Annotated in this window: 25 protein-coding genes; 12 read left to right on the plus strand and 13 right to left on the minus strand. The window is 63.8% G+C overall.

Translation table 11 applies throughout. The features are described from left to right. Nucleotides 1–10 precede the first annotated feature (10 nt). Both SB765_RS10150 and SB765_RS10155 read left to right on the plus strand, forming a co-directional pair. Complete coding sequence (locus SB765_RS10150; RefSeq protein ID WP_016497966.1) at nucleotides 11–712, plus strand: tetratricopeptide repeat protein; 702 nt, start codon at nucleotides 11–13, stop codon at nucleotides 710–712. Between the two features lie 15 nt (nucleotides 713–727). Continuing rightward, nucleotides 728–991: a DUF3613 domain-containing protein gene (locus tag SB765_RS10155; RefSeq protein WP_341796758.1), complete on the plus strand. Its 264-nt coding sequence runs from the start codon at nucleotides 728–730 to the stop codon at nucleotides 989–991. Between the two features lie 57 nt (nucleotides 992–1,048). Here the strand turns inward: SB765_RS10155 and SB765_RS10160 are convergent, their stop codons facing one another. Further along, on the minus strand, nucleotides 1,049–1,486 hold the full coding sequence (locus SB765_RS10160; RefSeq protein ID WP_341798925.1) for a prepilin peptidase: 438 nt from the start codon (nucleotides 1,484–1,486) through the stop codon (nucleotides 1,049–1,051). 75 nt (nucleotides 1,487–1,561) lie between these two features. Here SB765_RS10160 and SB765_RS10165 point away from each other — a divergent pair, with 75 nt between their 5' ends. After that, nucleotides 1,562–2,005: a TadE/TadG family type IV pilus assembly protein gene (locus SB765_RS10165; RefSeq protein WP_341796759.1), complete on the plus strand. Its 444-nt coding sequence runs from the start codon at nucleotides 1,562–1,564 to the stop codon at nucleotides 2,003–2,005. Next, nucleotides 2,002–4,647, plus strand: coding sequence for an ATP-binding protein (locus SB765_RS10170; RefSeq protein WP_410931263.1), 2,646 nt, complete (start codon nucleotides 2,002–2,004; stop codon nucleotides 4,645–4,647). Before SB765_RS10165 ends, SB765_RS10170 begins: the two co-directional genes overlap by 4 nt. On the opposite strand, the gene SB765_RS10175 is transcribed toward SB765_RS10170, so the two are convergent. Then, nucleotides 4,632–6,590, minus strand: coding sequence for a pilus assembly protein TadG-related protein (locus SB765_RS10175; RefSeq protein WP_410931264.1), 1,959 nt, complete (start codon nucleotides 6,588–6,590; stop codon nucleotides 4,632–4,634). The genes SB765_RS10170 and SB765_RS10175 overlap by 16 nt on opposite strands. Nucleotides 6,591–6,732: 142 nt before the next feature. Here SB765_RS10175 and SB765_RS10180 point away from each other — a divergent pair, with 142 nt between their 5' ends. Beyond that, complete coding sequence (locus SB765_RS10180; protein WP_341796762.1) at nucleotides 6,733–7,023, plus strand: DUF3509 domain-containing protein; 291 nt, start codon at nucleotides 6,733–6,735, stop codon at nucleotides 7,021–7,023. Nucleotides 7,024–7,026: 3 nt separating this feature from the next. On the opposite strand, the gene SB765_RS10185 is transcribed toward SB765_RS10180, so the two are convergent. Further along, the gene (locus SB765_RS10185; RefSeq protein WP_016497960.1) at nucleotides 7,027–7,497 is read right to left on the minus strand and encodes a phosphate-starvation-inducible protein PsiE; all 471 of its coding nucleotides are present in this window, start codon (nucleotides 7,495–7,497) and stop codon (nucleotides 7,027–7,029) included. Nucleotides 7,498–7,795: 298 nt separating this feature from the next. Between SB765_RS10185 and SB765_RS10190 the strand changes: the two genes are divergently transcribed. Continuing rightward, on the plus strand, nucleotides 7,796–8,059 hold the full coding sequence (locus tag SB765_RS10190; protein WP_341796763.1) for a YebG family protein: 264 nt from the start codon (nucleotides 7,796–7,798) through the stop codon (nucleotides 8,057–8,059). 62 nt (nucleotides 8,060–8,121) lie between these two features. Here the strand turns inward: SB765_RS10190 and SB765_RS10195 are convergent, their stop codons facing one another. After that, nucleotides 8,122–9,141 (minus strand): Leu/Phe/Val dehydrogenase, encoded by a 1,020-nt coding sequence (locus tag SB765_RS10195; RefSeq protein WP_258653978.1) that lies wholly within the window; start codon nucleotides 9,139–9,141, stop codon nucleotides 8,122–8,124. 124 nt (nucleotides 9,142–9,265) lie between these two features. Here SB765_RS10195 and SB765_RS10200 point away from each other — a divergent pair, with 124 nt between their 5' ends. After that, the gene (locus SB765_RS10200) at nucleotides 9,266–10,072 is read left to right on the plus strand and encodes a SirB1 family protein (protein ID WP_410910883.1); all 807 of its coding nucleotides are present in this window, start codon (nucleotides 9,266–9,268) and stop codon (nucleotides 10,070–10,072) included. Here the strand turns inward: SB765_RS10200 and maiA are convergent. The 3 genes from maiA to hmgA are packed head-to-tail and all read right to left on the minus strand — an operon-like array spanning nucleotide 10,066 to nucleotide 13,308. Next, a complete protein-coding gene (maiA, locus tag SB765_RS10205) occupies nucleotides 10,066–10,698 on the minus strand; it encodes a maleylacetoacetate isomerase (RefSeq protein WP_410910882.1) in 633 nt (210 codons plus the stop codon). The two genes, SB765_RS10200 and maiA, sit on opposite strands and share 7 nt — an antisense overlap. A gap of 12 nt (nucleotides 10,699–10,710) precedes the next feature. Further along, entirely contained in the window at nucleotides 10,711–12,003 is a 1,293-nt protein-coding gene (fahA, locus tag SB765_RS10210; protein ID WP_410931265.1) for a fumarylacetoacetase, read from the minus strand. A 3-nt stretch (nucleotides 12,004–12,006) separates the two neighbouring features. Beyond that, a complete protein-coding gene (hmgA, locus tag SB765_RS10215) occupies nucleotides 12,007–13,308 on the minus strand; it encodes a homogentisate 1,2-dioxygenase (protein ID WP_410910880.1) in 1,302 nt (433 codons plus the stop codon). Between the two features lie 174 nt (nucleotides 13,309–13,482). On the opposite strand from hmgA, the gene SB765_RS10220 reads away from it, so the two are divergent. Then, the gene (locus SB765_RS10220) at nucleotides 13,483–14,265 is read left to right on the plus strand and encodes an IclR family transcriptional regulator (RefSeq protein ID WP_016497953.1); all 783 of its coding nucleotides are present in this window, start codon (nucleotides 13,483–13,485) and stop codon (nucleotides 14,263–14,265) included. Between the two features lie 272 nt (nucleotides 14,266–14,537). On the opposite strand, the gene SB765_RS10225 is transcribed toward SB765_RS10220, so the two are convergent. The 4 genes from SB765_RS10225 to SB765_RS10240 form a co-directional block, all read right to left on the minus strand. Then, nucleotides 14,538–15,449, minus strand: a complete 912-nt coding sequence (locus SB765_RS10225; protein WP_341796767.1) for an SDR family oxidoreductase — start codon at nucleotides 15,447–15,449, stop codon at nucleotides 14,538–14,540. Nucleotides 15,450–15,563: 114 nt separating this feature from the next. Then, nucleotides 15,564–16,469, minus strand: a complete 906-nt coding sequence (locus SB765_RS10230) for an alpha/beta fold hydrolase (protein WP_341796768.1) — start codon at nucleotides 16,467–16,469, stop codon at nucleotides 15,564–15,566. 176 nt (nucleotides 16,470–16,645) lie between these two features. Beyond that, nucleotides 16,646–17,332, minus strand: a complete 687-nt coding sequence (locus SB765_RS10235; RefSeq protein ID WP_410931266.1) for an LrgB family protein — start codon at nucleotides 17,330–17,332, stop codon at nucleotides 16,646–16,648. Beyond that, on the minus strand, nucleotides 17,322–17,708 hold the full coding sequence (locus tag SB765_RS10240) for a CidA/LrgA family protein (RefSeq protein WP_016497949.1): 387 nt from the start codon (nucleotides 17,706–17,708) through the stop codon (nucleotides 17,322–17,324). Before SB765_RS10240 ends, SB765_RS10235 begins: the two co-directional genes overlap by 11 nt. 98 nt (nucleotides 17,709–17,806) lie before the next feature. Between SB765_RS10240 and SB765_RS10245 the strand changes: the two genes are divergently transcribed. Further along, complete coding sequence (locus SB765_RS10245; protein ID WP_410931267.1) at nucleotides 17,807–18,700, plus strand: LysR family transcriptional regulator; 894 nt, start codon at nucleotides 17,807–17,809, stop codon at nucleotides 18,698–18,700. Nucleotides 18,701–18,769: 69 nt separating this feature from the next. Here SB765_RS10245 and SB765_RS10250 read toward each other — a convergent pair whose 3' ends face one another. Further along, nucleotides 18,770–19,225: a flavodoxin gene (locus SB765_RS10250; protein WP_410931268.1), complete on the minus strand. Its 456-nt coding sequence runs from the start codon at nucleotides 19,223–19,225 to the stop codon at nucleotides 18,770–18,772. A gap of 116 nt (nucleotides 19,226–19,341) precedes the next feature. Between SB765_RS10250 and SB765_RS10255 the strand changes: the two genes are divergently transcribed. Then, the gene (locus SB765_RS10255) at nucleotides 19,342–19,770 is read left to right on the plus strand and encodes a PAS domain S-box protein (RefSeq protein ID WP_410931269.1); all 429 of its coding nucleotides are present in this window, start codon (nucleotides 19,342–19,344) and stop codon (nucleotides 19,768–19,770) included. 59 nt (nucleotides 19,771–19,829) lie between these two features. Beyond that, a complete protein-coding gene (locus SB765_RS10260; protein WP_049275444.1) occupies nucleotides 19,830–20,447 on the plus strand; it encodes a PilZ domain-containing protein in 618 nt (205 codons plus the stop codon). Here SB765_RS10260 and SB765_RS10265 read toward each other — a convergent pair. Then, nucleotides 20,432–21,367, minus strand: a complete 936-nt coding sequence (locus SB765_RS10265) for a MerR family transcriptional regulator (RefSeq protein ID WP_410931290.1) — start codon at nucleotides 21,365–21,367, stop codon at nucleotides 20,432–20,434. The genes SB765_RS10260 and SB765_RS10265 overlap by 16 nt on opposite strands. A gap of 218 nt (nucleotides 21,368–21,585) precedes the next feature. On the opposite strand from SB765_RS10265, the gene SB765_RS10270 reads away from it, so the two are divergent. Continuing rightward, entirely contained in the window at nucleotides 21,586–22,146 is a 561-nt protein-coding gene (locus SB765_RS10270) for an antibiotic biosynthesis monooxygenase (protein ID WP_410931270.1), read from the plus strand. Nucleotides 22,147–22,222 lie beyond the last annotated feature (76 nt).

The following is a 22,222-nucleotide window of genomic DNA, read 5'->3' on the forward strand; positions in this document are numbered from 1 at the left end:
GGACTGATTGATGAAGACAATCCTGTTGTGCGCAAGCCTGGTGTTGCTGACCGGATGCGCCGGGCAACAGCCCGAAGGCCTGCGCCAGTTGTTCGCCACCGCCAGTTGCAGCAAGCCGGACGCCGACCAGCAACTGGCACTGAACCTGGCAGACGAAATGCTCAACGACGGGCGCCCGCACGCCAGCCTTGCCCACCTGCAGCAACTGCCGGACACCTTCGACCAGGTGCGCCTGCGCAAGGCCAAGGTGTCACGGCTGCTTGGCCTCAGCGAGGCCGAGCCCTTGTACCGCAGCCTGCTCGGCGGTTGCCTGGCTGCCGAAGGCGAGCACGGCCTGGGCCAACTGGCATCGGCCCGCGGTGACGACGTACAGGCCCTGCAGAACCTGCAACGCGCCGTACGGCTTGCGCCTACCGACGAGCGGGTGCGCAACGACCTTGGCGTGGTGCTGATGAACCTGGGGCGCTATGACCAGGCGCGCTTCGAGTTGCTGACGGCAATCGAACTGAAGGACGACAACACGCTGTCTGCGGTCAACCTGGTGACCTTGGCGCTGGTGCAGGACAACTGGCAGCAGGCCACCGACCTGGTCGGCCGGCTGCAGCTCAAAGCCGGGCAATTTGCCGAAGCCCAGGCGCGGGCCGGCAAGATCAAGGCCGGCGGCCGAGGCCCGATTGCATCGGCCAGGGCCCCGGACATGATGGTCAATTGATACGCGGAGGTGATCATGATCAGGTACGTGATGCTACTGGCCTGCTGCGTAGGCAGCGCGACGTTGATGGCCGAGGAATACCCGCGCCATGCCGCTACGGATGAGACGGCCACCGAACGGCTGTTGCGCGTGCAGTCCAGCGGCGAACAGGCATCCACGCGCCTGCAGGTGCAAACGGCGCGGGAGCGTGACCAGTCCATGCAGCGCTGGCTGGATACCTACAAGTACGAAATCCCCGACTTCTACCGCTGGACCAAGATGACAGAGCGGAATAATTAGTTCGCGGGTATTTTTGCGTCGCCTGTTAGATCGAGCGCCGCGCGGGCGGCGCTCGATCTAACAGCCGCCGCGACACTCAAGCCAGGCAAGCGAAACGGCAAAACCGGCCAGCAAAAAAGGCGCAAACGGCCTCTTCTCCCCCGGCTGGCGTGCCCTGCGCCGCACCATCTGCCATGCCACCAGTGCCACTCCGGCACCAATGAAGGTACCGAGCACGTGGTCCACGCTGGTAGCCAGCGCCAGCGCGCCAAGCAGCTTGACGTCCCCAGCCCCGAACTGGCCGAGCATGTAGCCAGGCAGCGTCAGTAACAGGACGATGACGAAAGCCAGCGCTGCATCGCTGCCCTGGGCACCTAGCCAACTGTTCCCGGTGGCCAGCAACCAAACCAGCGCACAGGCGGCAACACCGAGCGTCAGGACATTGGAAATCTGCCGCTCCCGGGCATCCTGACCGGCGCACAACGCAAGCCAGACAAGCACTGCAAGGCTGTGTATAGGCAATTGGCCATCCCTGTTCGTCGATCGGTTCTATGCTGTTACTCAGGATTCATGGTCAGGGTAGACGCAATCATGAAAGCAGGCCCGGCAAAACGGCAAAACGGCGCAGCGGCCATTGAGTTCGCGGCCGTATTCATGATTTTTTTCGCGGTGTTCTACGGCCTGGTCAGCTACACCTTGCCCATGCTGATGCTGCAGTCATTCAACCAGGCCAGCGCCGAGGCCGTGCGGCGCTGCGTGGCCCTGGACCCGAACAGCGCCAGCTACACCACCGATGTGCAGGACCTGGCCCACCAGGTCATCGGCCAACAGTTGCAGTGGATGCCTGCCGCGTTCAACTTCCAGCCCGCCAGTGACGCGCAGGTAACCCTGGGCGCCAACAAATTGCTGACCGTGACCATCAATTACCCCAAAACGAAACTGACCAACGTGCTGCCGATGCTGGTCCTGCCGCTGATCGGTGAAGTGCCGCACCTGCCCGATCGCCTGCGGGCCGAAGCGAGCTTGCAGCTATGAGCGGTCTTTTCGATCGCTGGCTGAGCGGCCCGGCCACCGCGCAGGCCGAGCCGGCCCCGCAGGCGGTGGGGCTGCAACTCTGGCTGGATGACCAGGGGCACGTGCTGCGCCTGGCCGGGCCCCTGCGCACGGTGCTGCCTGCAAATTCACACAGCGCCCCGCGTGTGCATGACTACCTCCAACGGCAAAGCTGGCTGGTACTTGAAGGCCTCCCCGCCGACTGGCAGGGGCAACCGCTGGACCTTGATTTTGCGACCGTTCACGGCCCTGCCCTGCACACCCGTGGCTGGCTTCAGCGACAGGCCGATGGCTGGCTGCTGCAGGTGTTCGATATCGGTGACCTGCTGGGCGAACGCGAGCAGCACGGCCATCGCCTCACCCAGCAGAAGCTGGCAACGGAGCTTGGCCGCAGGCTGCGTGACTGCGACGAAGAACGCCTGCTGCTGACAGCCACCGAACAACTGCAGCAACTGGCCGAGCACTGGCATGCCGGCTCTGTGCGCCTGATGCTGCCGGGCGATAGCGGCTGGTACACCTACACCTGCAGCGACAACGACTGGCCCTGGGCCGAGGACGAGCGCTTGCGCCCCTGGCTGCAAACACTACCGCCTCGGGGCCGCGAAATAGCTGCTGGAAACCCGCTGTTGCAGCCATGGTGCGCCGGTTTGCCATTGTTGGCCGTGCCCTACCTGCACGGCCATACCGTGCAGGCCTGGTTGCTGTGCGCGGGCGCGCCACGGCCGCCGACCAGCGAAACGGTCGCTGCCCTGCTGCAAGCGCTGATCGAACCCCTGCTCACTCGCCTGCGTCAGCAGCAGTTGCGGCAACGCTCACGCCACCTGGATGAACTGCAACAGCAACTGGGCGCTGGCTGGTGGTCATGGCCCCTGCAGGGGCCGCTGCAGTTTGACCCGGCCCTGGCCTTGCGCCTGGGCGTGCCGCCGGAAGCGACCGCCGAGCAATGGTTGGAGCGCTTGCACCCGGCCGACCGCGAAGCCGCACGCATGGCGCTGGAGCAACTGCGCGAAGGCATTGCCTTGAACCTGAACCTGCGCCTTCTGCCAGCCAACAGCCTGGCAAGCCCGCGCTGGCTGCAGTGGGTAGGCCAGTTGCACGGCCGTCAGGTCCAAGGATTTCTGCTCGATATCAGCGCGCTGAAGGCCCAGGAGCTGCAGGCCGGCGCCGCACGCGCGCGGCTGGAAAACCTCATCGCCAGCTCGCCCGCAGTGATTTACGTCCAGCGCTATGCCGAAGGTGCACTGCACAGTGAATTCTTCAGCGCCAGCCTGACGCCGCTGCTGGGCTGGGAGCCGGACAGCGAACAGGCCCGCCAGCCAGGCCAGACGCTGCACCCCGACGACCGCTGGTTGTGGCTGGAACGCACCCGCACGCTGTTGCGCGACGGCCAGGCCCGCAGCCGCTACCGCCTGCGCGACCACCTTGGCCGCTACCACTGGATACTGGACGAAGCCCGCCTGCTGCGTGACGACCTGGGCCAGCCTGTCGAGGCAGTCGGCCTGTGGCTGGACGTCAGCGAAGCGACCGAGGCGGCCGAGCAGGTGCGCCAGAGCGAGGAGCGCTACCGCGTGCTGGTAGAAGACTCGCCGGCCATGATCTGCCGCTACCGCCCAGACCTCGAACTGCTGTTTGGCAACCACCCGCTAGCCGAACAGCTGGAGTGCGCACCACAACAATTGACGGGCATGAACCTTGGTCAGTGGCTATCCGACAGCCAACATTCGGCCTTTCTCCAGCGCCTGGCGCGGTTGACGCCGGCGCAGCCCTTGGCCAGTGCCGAAATCTGCCTGCAACTGCCTGGGCGCAGAACAGCCTGGTGGGTGTGGGCCGAGCGTGGCCTGTTCGATGAGCACGGCCAGTTGCAGGAAGTGCAGGCGGTGGGGCGCGACAATACCGAAGTACGCCACAGCCAGCAGCAACTGCGGCAAGGGGCCAAGATGGCCACCTTGGGCGAATTGGCAACGGGCCTGGTGCATGAAATCAACCAGCCGTTGAGCACCATGCGCCTGGCGTTGGTCAATACCATCAAGCGCCTGGAAAGCGGTGAGGTCGATGCCGAGTATGTGACGGGCAAGCTGCAACGCATCGACGCCCAGGTCGAGCGCGTGGCGCACCTGGTGGAGCACCTGCGCACCTATGGGCGCCGCTCCGAGGTCGAACAGCATGTGTTCGCGGCGTGGGTAGCAGTGCACGGTGCGCTGGGGTTGCTGGCGGAAGGGTTGAGCGGCAAAGGCGTGGCATTGCACATCGAAGAGCCCGACCTGTGCCCGGAAGTACTGGGCCATGAGGACCAGCTCGAACAGGTACTGATCAACCTGCTGGTCAATGCCCGTGATGCGCTGCTCGAACGGCGGGTTGCCAAGCCGCGGATCAGCGTGAGCCAGCGCGTCGAGGACGGGCAACTGTGCCTGCTGGTGGAAGACAACGGCGGTGGCGTCGACCCGCGCCTGCTCGAACGCATCTTCGAACCGTTCTTCACCACCAAGCCCGCCGGCATGGGCACCGGCCTCGGTTTGTCGGTCAGCCACAGCATCGTCGAAGCAATGGGCGGCCGGCTGGAAGCGCACAACGGCAACGAAGGTGCGTGCTTGCGAGTGTGGTTGCCGCTCTACAACGCCAGCTGAGCGCGGCCGCTGGAGCAACTGAGGTTGGCGCCGACTTCGGCGTTGACCAGGTCGATGCCCAATACTTTCAGCAGCACGTTCACCAAGGGGTCAAGCAACGGGCTCAGCAGGTTTTTGATCAGGGGCTCGACAATGCCCTTGACGCCGCTAAGCACGCTGCCAACGATAACCAGCACGTCGCCGAGGCCGCTATTGACGGTGGGTTTGTAAGCTTCCAGTTGTATGCCTTGCAGCGTGTCGGTGAGGCTGCCAACCACGTTGCTGCTGGCGGTTTGCATGCTTTGGTAAGCGGGGGTAAGGCCAATGTTTGGTGGGGTGCTGTTGGGCGCCTGGAAGATCAGCGGGCGCTCGACGGCACCGCTGCCCAGCAGCTTGCTGTTGACCCGCAGGCCGAGGCCGCCGCCGACGAAGGGAATACGGGCCTCACAGGTTGCAGGCAGTATCAAAAGCCGAGTGCATCGCTTGGAACCGATGTCTACCAACGGCAAAGCCTTTACGGCCGTGGTGCCATTGGTGAAGAACGCATTGGCGGACTCAAAACGCCCGACTGCAACCTTGGCCGCTGAGCTCTGGGTTTGCGTCGTCAGACGCTTGGGTGAGCAACTGAATGTATCGGGTGATTGGGGGTTGAGACGCGTGGTGGCCTCGGCGACCTCCAGCCCTATATCCAGTGACAGTTTATCCGGCACCAGAATGATGTCACTGACCGTGCAGGGTATGCCCACCAGGCAGAGCACCGATTGCAACGTGCTGGCCAGGTTCAGGCTGAGCAGGTTATTGATCACGTTGGTCAGCGGCGACACCAGGTCGAGCACTGCGTTAGCGAGCCCGAACACAGAATCCAGCAACGGCAACTCTAGCGAAATCATCGCCCGCACCTGTGCGGTATGCACCCGCAACTCGTTCGTGCGCGGGTCGCCCACCGCCGAAATCTGCTGAGGCTCGATCACCATCAGACGCACCCGGCCATTGACCAGCCCTAACACGGTTATTGGTAAATCCACCGTTGCAGCACTTTCGCTGACCGCCAGCTGAATGACCCCCTGCACCAATTGCAGCAACTGAATATTGGCATCCAGCCCGGCCTGCGCCGTACCGTTCTGAATATCGAGCAAGTCGCCCAGCTGCAGCAACGTACTGTTGCTGGCACCAAGGGCCAGCTTGCCAAGGTTGGTCACCACATTTGCCGCTGCACCGCTCTGCTGCAGCACCTTTACAGCCGCTTGCAGCAATTGCGTAGCGGTGGCGTTGGCAGTGAGCAATTGCTGGTAGTCGCCTGCCTTGAGCTTGAGGTCGATGGCCAGCTGGTCGAGATAGCGGAGCAAATTGAGTTGGGTGCTGGCGATGCCTTGCCAGCCGGCTACATCCAGCTGAACGGAACCGCCCAAGGCGCCGAGCAGTGCATTGAGCAAAACCGACTGCCGCGAATCGACGGTCGCCAGCGTGGTCCGAATGGTCAACATCGCCTGCGGCGGCAGAGGCGACGATGCCACCGCGTGCGCCTGCAAGGTCGTGGTCAACGGCACACCACTGCCCTGCGCCAGGCTATACACCCCCGCCGCAACACTGGTGGGCACCGTGTTGCTCACATCCACGCGGATGGCTTCATTGCGATTGTTGTCACTGGTGAAGGTGCGCAAGCTGTTGGCGCCGGTCTGCAAGTACCCGCAACTGGCGGTCAGCGGGTTGCTGGCCGCGTGGCCGTTGCGGGTGGCGGCTGTGCGGGCAATCGCGTTGGCCTGGGGCCCGCTGCCGGTGCACACGGCAAACTGGCCTGCCGCCTCCAGCGCCGACATGTCGGCAATGCGCTGCAGCTTGCGCTGCTCCAGGTACAAGCGGCCGCTGTCGATCACCACCAGCATGAACAACAGGGCAAGGCCCAGGGTTATCACCGCCATGAGGCCAATTGCGCCACGTTGACGGGCAGCAGATGAGGGAACCACGGGCACTCCTTTGCCGGCCACTGGCCATGCGTCGCGGCTGCGGTTCAAGGAGTGTAGTTGCGATGATGGCTAATTGCCTTGCAGGAACCAACCTGGCAGTGCCCGGTCAACTTCTGCAGACATTCTTAGCAGGGCCCCAGGCATGAACAACCCTTTCGACCGAATCAGTGCTGCATTCGCCCCCGAATACCGGGTCAACCTGAGCATCGCCAACCTCGACGGCAGCATCATGCTGACCCTCTCGGACGACGCCGGCGTAGTCGCCAAGCGCCTCATCACCCAGGCCCAGCGCAACGACCCGGTACGCCTGCAACGGGTGATCGACAGCATCCGCCTGGGCCTTGCGATCGAACTCAGCCAGAACCCCATGCAGGTGCTGGCCGCGCTCACCCGTGACGCCCGTAACGAGCCGCGCCATTTCGTTGCCAACTGAGGGCTACTTGCCCTCCTCCACTGCCTTGCCATTGGCATCCAGCACCTTGGTCGAGGGGTAGCGGTACGAGGCGTAGCGCACCACCAGGATCGAGAACGCCAGCAACAGGATGCCCCCACACAGGTACAGCAGCCCTTCGTCCGGCGCCTTGTGGTGCGAGACATCACCGATCAGCAGGCGGGTCAGCGCGGTGATGGCCACGTACAGCAGGAAGCGGATCGGCATGTGGTTGGTCTTGAAGTAGATACCGACCATCGCCCCCAGCTCCAGGTAGATGAACAGCAGCAGGATGTCATCGACACTGATCCCGCCCTTGCCCAGCATTTCCAGGAACGTCGCCACCGCCGCGTAGGCAGTGATCGCGCCAATGCCGAACAACGCCAGGTAATGGAACGCCTCGACGCACAGGTTGCCCAGCGAGTCGGCCGAGCCGTGCAGGCCCTTGCGCAGTTTTTCTGCCCATTTGATGTTCACGATGTTCCATTCCCCGATACGACTTTAAGGATGATGCGTCACCCGTGTGACGCTTGTGCCATGCAGTTAAAGGGCCAGGCCCCTGTCTTGGAAGGCGACCGATTGCCGCAAGGCACTTTGGGCATGGCAAGAAGACAGGTCGCCTGGGCCGGCCCTTTCGCGGGTGAACCCGCTCCCACAGGTACTGCTTCCCTGGGCCACGCTACAATTTCTGCTTGCGAACCAACCAAATTTGCCATTACTGTATATAGATACAGTAAATCGCAACACAACCAGCAAAAAGGCATAGAGGTGATGAATGGCCGTCGAAGTGGTGTACCGCAGCAGCCGCGACCCGGAGCGCTTGTTTATGGATAAGGCCGAAGCAGACCGTCACGACAAGATGCTCGAACTGGCCGAGCGCCTCGCTGAAGTGCTGCACAAGGCGGTGCCGTCGCTGACGGAGCAGCAGGTCGAGGAAGCCGGTATCTACATGGCCAAGAATCGCGATGTGTTCGCTCGGGCGTTCAAAAGCCAGCCGGATGCGTTGGCCGAACTGCTGGAAGGTGGCGCAACCGAGTAACATCGGCGCCGCCTGCTTCGCGGGTTCACCCGCGAATAGGCCAGCAAAGCCAGTATCAACCTTCAGCCATACAGCAACCGCTCCGCCAGCATCTGCGCCACCCGCGCCGGCGAACGTTTTTCCGCCTGCGCATGGCCAAACACTTCGGTCAGCCGTGAAGGAATGCGCGCCAGGTGCGCGGTGATGGTGCCCAGGTCTTCGCCACGGTGGGTCAGCGCCACATAGATCAGCCCACCGGCATTGATCACGTAGTCTGGCGCATACAGTATCCCGCGTGACTCCAGCTGGTCTGCCACCTGCAAGGTAGTCAGCTGGTTGTTGGCCGCCCCCGCCACTGCCGCACAGCGCAGCTGCATCACGCTCTGCCCGTTCAGCACCGGCCCCACGCCGCAGGGTGCGAAGATGTCGCAAGGGGTGCTGATCAACGCATCGTTGGTCACAGGTTTTGCATCGAACTGCTCCATCGCCAAGCGCACACGCCCTGGGTCCAGGTCGCTGACCAGCAGCTCCGCGCCCACCGCATGCAGTTGCTCCGCCAGCGCATACCCGACATTGCCCAGGCCCTGTACCGCTACTCGCAGGCCTCTGAGGTCATCGCTGCCCAGCCGGAACGAGGTAGTGGCGCGAATGCCGGCGAACACCCCCATCGCCGCATGCGGCGAGGGGTCACCCGAGGCCGTGGTGCTGGTCACATGGGGGGTGCTCTGGGCGATGCAGTCCATGTCCAGGGTCGAGGTGCCGCTGTCTACGGCGATGATGAAACGCCCATGCAAGGTATCGATGAAGCGGCCAAAGGCCTCGAACAGCGCGGCGCGGTTCTCTACATGCGGGTTGCGCATGATCACCGCCTTGCCCCCACCCAGCGGCAAGCCCGCCAGCGCCGCCTTGTAGCTCATGCCTTGGGCCAGGCGAATGGCGTCGGTCATGGCGCTTTCGTCATCGGCGTAAGGCAGATAGCGGCAACCGCCCATGGCTGGGCCCAACTGCTCGCTGTGGATCGCCACGACCGCTTTCAGGCCCGTAGACGGGTCGTTGAACAGGTGCAGTGACTGGGTACGGGTGCTTTGCATCAGTGCGAACATCGACGGGCTCCCCCACGAGGTGCTCCTTCCAGTATAGGCACCGCCCCAAAGCTGGCGTGGCTGCCGGACCACTGGACGAAACCGCCCGCCACAGCTAATACTCAAGCGTGTGTGGAGATACCCCATGAAGCCACGTCAAGCCTGCCTGGCCTGCCTGGAACGCGAGCCTGTCGCCCTGCTGGAAGCCGCATTGTGGATGGCCGCCGAGCACGACCTCAGCGTCGAGCCCGCGGCCAGCCTTGCCATTCTGCATGACCTGCAGCGTGAGATCAGCGCCAACCTGCCGATGCTGCCACTGTGCGAACTGGCCCAGCCACTGCTGCGCCAACTCAATGCCCTGGGCTTTCAGCAGGATGAGTACCACCCCCTGCGCCCGCAGGCCGCGATGATGGACAAGGTGCTACAACGCCGCCGTGGCCAACCACTGACCTTGGCCATCCTTGCCCTGGAGCTGGCCCAGCGGCTGTCCATCCCGCTGGAGGGTGTGGGCTTCCCTGGCCATTTCCTGCTGCGCGTGCCGGGTGCCGACCACCTGCTCGACCCCTGTGGTGGCCGGCGCCTGTACCCCAATGATTGCCGTGAGCTGCTGGCGCGCCAGTTTGGCCCGCACGTTGCGCTGACGGCGGAGCACCTGCGCAGCGCCAGCCCGCTGCAGATGCTGCAACGGCTGTCACGCAACCTGCGCCAGCTGCACATCAGCAACGACAACCACCTGGCGGCCTTGATCGACGCCGAGCGGATCATGCAGCTGGGCCCGGTTCAAGTCAGCGACTACGTGACCCGCGCCTCGCTGTACCAGCACCTGGACTGCCCACAGGCCGAGCGCTTCGACCTGGAGCATGCGTTACTGCTCACGGAAGACCCGATCCAGCGCCTGAAGCTGTCCGAGCGGATCGGCAAGCTTCCGACGGCGAACCGTTCGCTTCACTGAACCGGGCTGTCCGGCTGCTGGGCTGGGTGGGCCTTGGCGAATGCCGGGTGCACGGCCGCCAAGGCGGCAACCCGGAGGATGCGCGGGAAGCTGTCGAGGTCGATATTGAAACGCTCGGCGGCATAAAGCTGCGGGATCAGGTACACATCCGCCAGCCCCGGTTGCTCACCGAAGCAAAAGCCATGGTCACCGATCAGTTGCTCCACCGCTGCCAAACCCTGGCTGATCCAGTGGCCGATCCACTGGTTGACCTGGCCTTCGTCCTGGCCGGCCTGGCGCAACCGGTTGAGCACGCTGACGTTGTGTAGCGGATGAACGTCGCAGCCAATGATTGCCGCCACGCCGCGTACCTTCGCGCGCGCTTCGGCCGTGGCCGGCAGCAGTGCAGGCTGTGGATAAACCTCTTCCAGGTACTCGATGATCGCGGGTGACTGCACCAGCAATTCGCCGCCGTCGGTGCGCAAGGCCGGCACGCGGCCCTGCGGGTTGACGGCGACATAGCCCGCACCGCGCTGCTCACCCTGTAGCAGGTTGACCGGCAAGGACTGGTAGGCCAGCCCCTTCAGTGCCAGGGCAATGCGCACCCGGTAGGACGAGGTGGAACGGTAATAGGTGTACAGCTCCATGCCCCTGCCTCCTCAGTGGGCCGCAATGACCGTGCCACGGCATTCGCCGAAGCCGATGCTGGCCACGCCGTCACGCGTGCAGCGGGCACGCAGGATGATCTCGTCGCCGTCTTCGAGGAACTTGCGCACCTCGCCGCTGGCCAGTTCAACCGGCAGCTTGCCGCCTTCGGTGATCTCCAGCAGGCTGCCGTAAGAACCCGGCGTGGCGCCCGACAATGTGCCCGAACCGAACAGGTCGCCCGGCTGCAGTTGGCAGCCGTTGACGCTGTGGTGCGCCACCAGCTGCGCCACGGTCCAGTACATGCTGCGGGTGTTGCTCAGGGTCAGGCGGTGCGGGGCAGCGCCCTGCTCGCGCATGCGCTCGGTCAGCAGCAGCACTTCAAGTTCGATATCGAATGCACCGGCGGCCTGGTCGCGCTTGTCCAGCAGGTACGACAGTGGCTGCGGGTCGCCATCCGGGCGTGCCGGCTGGGCGCAGCGGAACGGCTCCAGCGCTTCAGCCGTGACTACCCAAGGCGAGATGGTAGTAATGAAGCTTTTGGACAGGAACGGCCCCAAGGGCTGGTATTCCCAAGCCTGGATATCACGCGCCGACCAATCGTTGAGCAGGCACAGGCCGGCTACGTGCTCGGCAGCATCGCCAATCGGGATCGCCTGGCCCATGTCATTGCCCTGGCCAATCCAGATGCCCAGTTCCAGTTCGTAGTCCAGCCGCGCGCAAGGGCCGAAGCTCGGCTCGGTGTGCCCGGCCGGCAAGGTCTGGCCCTTGGGCCGGCGTACATCGGTGCCGGACGTGCGGATGGTCGAGGCGCGGCCGTGATAACCGATCGGCACGTACTTGTAGTTTGGCAGCAGCGGGTTGTCGGGGCGGAACAGCTTGCCCACGTTTTTTGCGTGCTCGATGCCCACGTAGAAGTCGGTGTAGTCACCGATCTGCGCAGGTACATGCAACTGGCAGGCACTGGCCGGGTACAGTGCGGCTTGCAGCGCCGCCTGGTGTTCGCTGTGTTCGCCAAGCAGTACCTGCAAGCGCTCGCGCAGGGCGACACGGGCGCTGCGGCCCAGCGCGAAGAATGCGTTCAGTGCACCACCACGGGTGGCTTCCACGGCGGCCTTGGCGGCGCCGTCGAACAGGCCGGCGGCCAGTACCGCCTCCAGGTCAAGGATCGCGTCGCCGATGGCCACGCCACAGCGCCTGGCCTCACCTGGCCGGCTGAAGATACCCAATGGCAGGTTCTGCAGCGGGAAGTCGTTGTGCCCGTTGGCGTGCTCGACCCAGCTACGGGCATTGGCAGTGTGGTTCATCGGTTATCTCCGGTTCGGGTTGAAGGTGCTCGGCAAGGTGGCCCAGCAACTATCGTAGTCGGCCTGCAATTGCGGGCATTCAAGGGCCTGCTGGCTCGGGCGCAGCACTTGGCTGGTCTCGAACATGAAGGCCATGGTGTTATCGATCTTGTGCGGCGCCAGGTCGGCGGCAATGGCTTTTTCGCAGGTTTCGGCGTCGGGGCCGTGGGCGCTCATCACCCCGTGCAGCGAGGCACCACCGGGCAGGAAGCCCTCGGCCTTGGCATCATAGGCACCGCTGATCAAGCCCATGAACTCGTTCATGAGGTTGCGGTGGAACCATGGCGGACGGAAGGTGTTCTCGGCCACCATCCAGCGTGGTGGGAAGATCACGAAGTCCATATTGGCCAGGCCATGCACGCTGGTCGGCGAAGTCAGCACGGTGAAGATCGACGGGTCCGGGTGGTCGAAGCTGACCGTACCGATGGTGTTGAAACGGCGCAGGTCGTATTTGTACGGCACGTTGCTGCCGTGCCAGGCAACCACATCCAGCGGTGAGTGCTGCAGTTCGCAGGCCCAGTGCTCGCCGAGGAACTTCTGCACCAGTTGCACCGGCCCTTCGGCCTCTTCGTAGTGCGCCACCGGGGTGAGGAAGTCGCGCGGGTTGGCCAGGCCGTTGCTGCCAATCGGGCCCAGCTCCGGAATACGCAGCGGTGCACCGTGGTTTTCGGCGATATAGCCACGGGCCTGGCCGTCGAGCAGTTCGACGCGGAACTTCATGCCGCGCGGAATTACCGCGATTTCCAGGGGGCCGACTTCCATTACACCCAGTTCGGTGGCAATGCGCAGGCGGCCCTGTTCCGGCACCAGCAGCAGTTCACCGTCGGCGTTGAAGAACACCCGCTCCATGGAACGGTTGGCGCAGTAGATGTAGATGCTCACGCCGGCCGGTTTCTGCGCCGGGGCATTGGCCACCATGGGCAGCCAGCCTTCGATGAAATCGGTGGGCTCGGCAGGTATCGGCTGGGGGCTCCAGCGCAGGCGGTTGGGGTTGATGGCCCCCAGCGGCGCGGTCAGCGCCTGGCGCGCCAGCCGCTCGAAACGCGGGTGCAATGCAGACGGGCGAATGCGATACAGCCAGGTACGGCGCAGCTCGCTGCGGGCCATGGTGAACGCCGTGCCCGAGAGCAATTCGGCGTACAGCCCATAAGGCGCCTTCTGCGGCGAGTTCTGCCCGACCGGCAAGGCACCCGGCAGCGCTTCGCTGGCAAACTCGTTGCCGAAGCCGCTGAGGTAGTGAAGGTCGGGTGATGTGTCGCGAGTCATCGATGCCTCCGGGCTCTGACCGAGCCGTTGCTGGCAGCTGGCTGCTGGCCCGATGCGGGGTGACAGCGCGTCTGCATTGTTTTTATCGTAATCAGATTACGAATAACGTAATTTGCTACGGGCATGGCGTCAAGCTATAAAGGCGCGACTCGAAGAATCCGGAAGCAGATGTCCATGACCAAAGCCAGCTCCTCCGCCGACAACGGCAAGCAGAAAGTCCGCTCGGCGGAGGTTGGCACAGACATCCTCAAAGCCCTTGCCGAACTCTCCCCCTCCACCTCGCTGTCGCGCCTGTCGGAGCATGTGCAGATGCCGGCGAGCAAGGTGCACCGCTACCTGCAGGCGCTGATTGCCAGCGGTTTTGCCGAGCAGGATGCGGCCACCAACCATTACGGTTTGGGCCGTGAGGCATTGCGGGTCGGGCTGGCGGCGCTGGGCAGCATCGATGTGCTGAAGATTGCCGCACTGCCGCTGTCGCAGCTGCGCGACGAACTGAACGAGAGCTGCTTCATTGCGGTGTGGGGCAACCAAGGCGCAACCGTGGTCAGCATCGAACCTGCGGTGCGTGCAGTTACCGTGGTCACGCAGATGGGCTCGGTGCTGCCGCTGCTCACCTCGTCCACCGGCCTGGTGTTCGCCGCCTACCTGCCGGAACGCGAGACCGTGGAGCTGCGTGACCGGGAACTGGCCGCCCTGCAGCAGAGTGCCGACGATTACCAGGCGGTATTGGCGGGCATTCGCGAACGCGGCCTGCACCATGTGCACGGGCTGCTGATGCCGGGCGTGGATGCGCTGTCGGCGCCCGTGTTCAATGCCATGGGGCAGGTTGCGGCGGTGATGACCGTGGTCGGGCCGACGTCGATCTTCCACGCCGACGAACATGGCCCGGCGGCGCAACGGCTGCTGGCGGCTGCGCGGGAAACCAGCTGGCGCATGGGCTATTCGCCCGCTGCCTGAGTGGCCGCAGCACTATTGCCCGATACGTAAAGGTGAATGTCATAAGCCGCTATTTTTCCCATGGGATCAAGCGCTTATTCTTGACTCACTGGCCGGCATGAAGGGCTCTCCCCCCGCTTTTCATGCCTGCGAGGTTCACCGACGTAGATTTTGAAGCTCCTTGATCTGACGTCTCGATTGGCCGCTGCGGCTTGCAGCGGCCTTTTTTTTGCACTGAACAACATGCGCTCTCGACTGGATGACGCGGTCCCACAAAGTACCCTGCAAGCTCTCTACAGCGGATACTTCTGCAGGTTCGCCATCATCTGCTGCAGCGCCTGCAAACTGTCCTGCGGATGCACCGCCCCGTCAAAGTCCCCGATCCGTGCCCAGTTCTCGGCCACCTGCTCCGGGGTAAAGCCTTCGCGCGGATCGAAGCCCACCCCCAGGCTGCGCTCCCAACGCACCTTGCCCACCCAGCCGCCGCCTACCTCGAACAGCTCACCCGTGCCCTGGCACTGCTCGCTGCCCAGGTACACCACCAGCGGGCTGACCAGCTCGGGCTTGAGCCGCTCGAATACCTGGGGCGGGATCAGCCCTTCGGTCATGCGCGTGCCACCGGTGGGGGCGATGGCGTTGACCAGGATGCCGTGCTTGCGCCCTTCGATCGCCAGGGTGCGGGTCAGCCCGTACAAGCCCAGCTTGGCCATGCCGTAGTTGGCCTGGCCGAAATTGCCGTAAATGCCAGAGGTAGAAGCGGTGAAGATCACCCGCCCCCAGTTCTGCTCGCGCAGGTGTGGCCAGGCAGCCCGGGTGACTTTGTAGGCCCCTTCGACATGCACCTGGTAAACCTGCTCCCAGTCGCTGTCGTCCATCTTGTGGAACGTCTTGTCACGCAGGATACCGGCATTGTTCACCAGCACATCAACCCGGCCAAAGCTGTCCAGGGCCTGCTCGACAATACGTGCACCCTGGCTGACCGAGTCGTGGTTGGCGATGGCGGTGCCACCAGCGGCGCGTATCTGCTCCACCACACGATCGGCGGCCGAGGCGCTGGCACCTTCACCGTGGGTAGAGCCGCCGAGGTCGTTCACCACCACCTTGGCGCCACGTGCGGCGAACAGCAGCGCATGGGCACGGCCCAGGCCACCGCCGGCTCCGGTGACAATCACCACGCGATCTTGCAGACGGACAGGCTCGCTCATGCTCATGGCTCCAGGCAGGTTCAGGTAAGCCGAGTGTCCGCCGCAAACAACGGGCGGACAACAAAGCTCACGCAGGCTGAATGCCTGGCAATAACGCAGGGCGATGCGGCCCGATCAGGACCACGCCACTTTCTGCGTATAGAAGCTCACAAGCTGCTCACGAAAGGCCAGGTAGTGACGCAGCACCTGCACTGGCGCTTCGGTGTGCGGGTAATGGCCGATACCTGGTAGCTGCACGGTGTCCGCCTCCGGCACCAGTTGCCGGTAGCGCTCGAGCATGTGCGCGCCGGACAGCGGGTCGACCACGCCATTGATCAGGCGCAGTGGCACGCCTGTGCGCTGCATCGCCCCGACCCAGCGCTCGCGGTGCAATCTGCGTTCGGGCATGTAGCTCACCAGCTTGTGCAGGATACGTGTGCCCCGGTTGGCGGTGATCAGGCTCCAGAAATCATCCAGGGCACTTTCGCTGGGGTGGGTGCAAGGGCCATAGACCTGGGTCACGTTGCGCACCAGGTCGTCACGCCCGAACGAACGCCCCACCAGCCAGCCGAACCGGCTGAGCAGCAGCTTCTGGATCAGCAACATGCGGCAGCTTTCGGGGAACAGCCCGCTGTTGAGGAACACACAGCTGGCAACCTCGGCACGCTGCTCATGGTGCCGCGCCAGCAGCTCCTGGGCGACGCTGCCGCCGTAGTCGTGGGCCAGCAGGTGCACCGGCTGGTCGACCTGCAGGTGGCCAAGCAAAGCCTGCTGCAAGTCTGCCTGCTCCATCAGGCTGTAGGCGTGATCGACCGGCTTGGCCGAATCGCCAAAGCCCAGCATGTCGCAAGCGATCACCCTGAAGCGTTGGCTCAAAGGCCCCCACAAATAGTGCCAATCCCAGCTGGCGGTGGGGAAACCGTGTAACAGAAGCAGGGGCTCTCCTTGCCCTGCGGTCCAGTAGCGGATGCTCTGGCCCCGGAAAGTGAAACTCTGTCCCCGGGTACGCCAGACGCACAATGGAATTTCGGCCATAGGCATCAGAACGGTCCCGGTGAAGTGGTGTTGGCGGAATAGGGCAAGGCTGCGGTCATTGCATGTCACCTCGGCACATACATGTGCTCTCTATGTCGAGGCAGAGTCTAGCCAGCAGGCCATGGGCTGAAACTTGCGTTGCCAGCCAGCTTGATGACTGAGCGAGTCAGTGGCACGAACGGTCAGAGCAGCATGGCCAGCAGCGGTGCCGCGAACAGGTTCAACAACCCGGTCAGGACCATGACCAGGCCGGCCACCGAGCCTTCCTCGCAGCCCACCTCCTGAGCCCGGCTGACCCCGGCACCGTGCGCCCCGACGCCAAACAGTGCACCCCGTGCCAGGGGCGTGCGCAACGGCAACCAGCGCAGCAGCACGCCACCGAACATGGCGCCGAGCACGCCGGTGAACATCACGAACACCGCCGTCAGTTCCGGCACGCCACCCAGGTCATGGGCCAAGGGCATGGCAAACGGCGTGGTGATCGAACGCGGCACCAGCGACAGGCTGGTTGCACTGTCCAGCGCCAGCAGATGCGCAAGGCCCCAGGAGCTGGCGATCGAGGCACTGCTGCCTGCCACCATGCCCACCATCAGGGCCGGCCAATGGCGCGCCAGCATGGCCCGCTGCTGCCAGATCGGCACCGCGAAGGCCACAGTCACCGGGCCGAGCACGCTCATCAACCAATGGGTATTGCGGGCATACTCTGCATAGGCGGTATGCAGCGGCACCGCCACGGCCAGCAGCAGCACGGGTACCAATATCAACGGCGACAGCAGGTAGCGCTTGCTGCGCCGGTACAGCCAACGGCTGCCCAGGTAAGCCAGCAAGGTCAGGGCCAGCCAGAACAGCGGCATGGGTTCAAGGCTCATGGCGCAAGCTCCAGCGGCACACCAGTTCCACGGTCAAGGCAGTCACCACCATCACCATCAGCGTGCTCACGGCGATCACCAGCAAGATGCGCCAGCCTTCTTCACGGATGAGCGAGCCGTAATCCAGCAGGCTCATCAGCGCCGGGATGAAAAACAGCAGCATCTCGGCCATCAGCCAGCCCGCGCCCAGTTGCAACATGGCCGGCTTGAGCACACCCGAAGCGAACAGTATCAACAACAGTGCCAGGCCCATCACGCCGCCAGGAATCGGCCAGCCCAGCCAACTGGCAAGCTGGCCTCCGAGCAGGAACAAAGAACAAAGGATCGCCAGCTCGACAAGCAGGCGCAGGGCTTTTTTCAACAACGCGGGTTTCATGATGCGGGTTCCTCGACAGACCCTTATTTTAAGATTCGGCTGCCTAGGCCAGAAGCGAATTGTTAGACTGATCGCCATTCCATAATGGAATTCAGGGGATGGAATTCAAACAGCTACGCAGCTTTATCGAAGTGGTCCACCGCGGCGGTTTCACCCAGGCGGCCCACACCCTGCATATCAGCCAGTCGGCTGTAAGCAAGCAGGTGGCCCAGCTGGAGCAAGATGTGGGCCAGCCACTTCTGGAGCGCCAGGCCTCGCAGCTGCACCTGACGGCAGCCGGGCGCATTGTGCTGGAGCGTGGCGAAGCCCTGCTGCGTCAGCGCCAGGCACTGCTCAACGAGCTGGACGACCTCAGCCAGATGGGGCGTGGCGAGCTGCGCCTGGGCTTGCCCATGCTGGGCAGCGACGCCTTGTTCGCCGGTTTGTTCGCTGAATACCGCCGGCGCCACCCGAATATCGCGATTCAGTTGCTCGAAGGTGGCAGCCGCAGCGTCGAGCAGGCAGTCAGGAGTGGCGAACTGGAATTGGGTGGCAGCCTGACGCCCAGCGACGAAGCGTTCGACTACCAACCGTTTTGCAACGAACCGCTGGATGCCCTGCTGCCGGCTGGCCATGCCTTGGCGGGCCTGGACGGGGTGGACCTGGCGCAACTGGCCGATACACCGTTCCTGCTGTATCAGCGCAGCTTCGTGCTCAATGACCGGCTGCTGAAGGCGTGCCAGCAGCAAGGCTTTACCCCGAAGGAAGGCGGGCGCAGCGGCCAGGCGGATTTTTTGGCAGCGCTGGTGGCGGCGGGCCAGGGCGTGGTGTTGCTGCCCCGGGTGGTGGCAAAAGCGCTTGAGCGCCCCGGGGTGGTGCGTTTGCCGCTGCGTTCGCCGCAGGATTTGCGTTGGGATATTGCCTTTATCTGGCGGCGCGGGGCGTACCTGTCACGGGCGGCGCAGGCCTGGTTGGCGTTGCTGCGCGAGTGGCCGGTGCCGGGCAGTAGCTAATGATTTAGCCAGTGCCGGCCCTTTCGCGGGTTTACCCGCGAAGAGGCCAGACCAAGCGAAAATGCCCCGTCAGGCTTTCAACGCTTGAACAAGCTCTGCCAACCACGGCTCCGCATCGGCTTCCGGGGTCACGGTCTCGCCGGCATCCAGGCGCAGCATCGGCTGCACTTCGCGCACACCCAACTCGGCAAACAACTCGCGCATTTGTTCGCCACCACCACAGTAGGTGTCACCGTAACTGGCGTCGCCCAGCGCAATGACTGCACCCGGCAGGCCACGCCAGGCCGCAGGCAGGGTGTCACGAATGGCGCAGTACAACGGCATGAGGTTGTCCGGCAGCTCGCCCATGCCGGTGGTCGAGGTCACAGCCAGCAAGGCGTCTGGGGCAAAACCTTCAAGATCCTGCAGGGTGGCACGCGCCGCATGCCAGGCCTCCAGGCCTCCAGCCTTCAACAGCGATTCGGCGTGACGGGCGACTTCTTCGGCGGTGCCATAGACCGATCCGGAAATAATGGCGACTTTCATCGGGTAGAGGATTCCGAAACTGAGTGAAAACGTAGGATACTAGCATCCAGCGCTGGCAAAAGGCCGCCTCTACCATAGTCGCCGCCTTCAGCCTTTCTTTGCTCAATGGCCCAGACATGATCAACGCGCAATTGCTGCAATCAATGGTCGATGCGTCCAATGACGGGATCGTGGTTGCCGAACAGGAAGGCGACGACACCATCCTGATCTACGTGAACGCCGCTTTCGAACGCCTGACCGGCTATAGCCGCGACGAAATCCTCTACCAGGATTGCCGCTTCCTGCAGGCCGACGACCGTGACCAGCTTGGCCGTGCCCGCATCCGCAGGGCCTTGGCCGAAGGCCGCCCCTGTCGCGAAGTGCTGCGCAACTACCGCAAAGATGGCAGCGCGTTCTGGAACGAGCTGTCGATCACCCCGGTAAGGCTCGACGCTCAACAGCGGACCTATTTCATCGGTATTCAGAAGGACGTCAGCCGCCAGGTCCAACTTGAGCGGGAGCTTGCCGAACTGCGCGTTTGTCCGAAACCCGACGAACGCGCCTGAACCAAATACGCCACGCACGGTCAATTTCGTTGAAGAAATCGCCACCACCGAGTTCGATCATGCAAGCAGACGCGCTCCTGACCCAGGACGAACTGGATTTCATCCAGAGCATGCAGCATTCGCCGCAGCTGAACCTGGCAGACTCCATGTCGAGTCTGCTGGTCAATGGCGACCGTCGTATCCAGAGCTTGCTGACCCGCCTGGTGGCCAACGAACAGGTGACTTTGCAAGCCCAGTTCAACAACCAGCAGATCAGCTTCCCGCTGCAGTTGGTGGAAGACGAGTTCCACGCCCTGCACCTTCAAGTGGGTTCACCCGAAATCTACGAAGACGGCCCCATGCTGCGCGCGTGGCGCCTGTCGATGGAAACGCCCAGCCCGTTGCTCGATAGCCATGATCAGCAAAGCGGCCTGTGGGTTCGCGATATTTCGTTCAAAGGTGTACTGGTGGAGATCCGCGGCTTGCCAGCGGCGCCCACCCGTTTCGAGTTGCGCTTCGCCCCGGGCGATATCAGCCCGATCGAATTGCATGGTGTACTGGGCCGGCGCATCGGCCCGGACCTGGCGGCCTACGACCTGGGCCAGAGCCCGGCCGAAGAGATCGACCGCCTGCGCGACTACATCCTCCAGGCCCATCGCCAGGCGCACCCCGAACTGCACACTCAGGTATCGAGCTGACCGGCCAGAAACTGCCGCAAGCGCTGGCGCATCACACTACCCTGCGCACCAAGGCACGCTACCAGGCTGCCTGCCAGGTGGTCCTGTGCCACTTCTGCAGCTTCGCCGGCCAGCAACAACGGGCATTCCAGTACCGCAGCCATGCGCACCAGTCGTCGGGTGAGTTCCGCCGTGGGTGGGTGGTGGGAAAACAGCACCAGGGCATCTGGTTTCAGGCGTTCGCAGACCAGCGCCAGCTCCTGCAGCGGCTGCCCGCTCGCCAAAGGCGTCACGCCAATCTCGTCGCTGCCCAGGCTCAGGCCGGTCACCAGTAATTCCAGTTCGTGGCATTGCCCTGGCAACGCTGCCAGCAGCACTGTGCGACCACGCGGCACGTGGGCGAGCTGCAAACGGACAAATACCCGGCCACGCAAGAACTGGTCGAGGAACAACCACTCGCTGGCCTCCCCATAGCCGCCCTGCCCCGCCGCCAGGTCGTGCCAAACCGGCATGAACACCTCGGCGAACACCTGGTCCAGGGTGTTGGCAGCAAACACCTCGTCGAACAGCCGGTCCAGGCCGGCCATGTCAAACTGCTGCACGGCCTGACGCACCTGGTGCTGCCAGCGCAACCAGACGTCCGTCGCCCCGCTGACCTGCTCGGCAAGGGCATGACCGCGAGCGAGGATGCTGCCCACTTTACTCACCGCCACACCGCGCTCAAGCCAGCCGAGGATACGGCGGATGTCATCGATGTCCGCTTGGGAATAAAGGCGGTGGCCACTGTCGGTGCGGGTTGGCTGAATCAGCCCGTAGCGGCGCTCCCAGGCACGCAGGGTCACGGCGTTGACGCCCGTCAGTCGGGAAACTTCGCGGATCGGAAACAGCTCCTGCTGCTCAAGACCCACGTCCATCAGCGGATCACGTCCCTGTTCGTTCATCTGCACGGCGTACCCTGAGTGCGGAAGTTGAGCGCTCATTCTACTACGCCGACACCGATCGCAGGGTGCAACCGTTTGCCGGCTGACATTCGGCGAAGATCACACATGCGCGATAATGCGCGCCCGATTCTTGCATGCACACCTGCGTTGCCCACCACCCCGGGCCACGTAGCCAAAGGGGCCAGCTACCCGCCAGCCCCGTTGCCAGGAGATACACGATGTCTACCCCACCCGTCACCTTGATGGTGTCGCGCCGCGCCGCCCATGGCCGCTACCAGGACCTGCTGGCCTGGCTGCATGAAGGCGAGCAGCTGGCCACCGACTTCCCCGGCTACCTCGGTTCGGGCATCCTCGCCCCGCCCCGCGATGGCGACGAATTCCAGATCATCTTCCGCTTCAGCGACGAACCCACCCTGCATGCCTGGGAGCATTCCGCCTCGCGCCGGGCTTGGCTGCAACGCGGCAACGGCCTGTTCGAACGCCCCAAAGAGGCGCGCGTCAGTGGCATTGACGACTGGTTTGGCACCAATACGGTGCAAAAACCGCCGCGCTGGAAGCAGGCCGTGGCCATCTGGCTGGCGTTCTTCCCGGTGTCGCTGGCGTTCAACCTGCTGTTTGGCCCCTGGCTGGCCGCGCTGGACCTGCTGCCCCGGGTAATGCTCAGCACCCTGGCCCTGACGCCGGTCATGGTGTACCTGTTCATCCCCCTGTCCACCCGCCTGCTGGCCAGTTGGCTGCATGCCTCACCTGCCACCACTGGCGCCCTGCGCAGCCGCTGAGGCCAGGCCATACAACAGGGAAACAGTTCGGGTATGCTGGGCGGCAACCAAACGACAGACAAGTTGACCGCCCCGA

The organism is Pseudomonas sp. SIMBA_067, from assembly GCF_046534675.1.
GTDB lineage: Bacteria > Pseudomonadota > Gammaproteobacteria > Pseudomonadales > Pseudomonadaceae > Aquipseudomonas > Aquipseudomonas putida.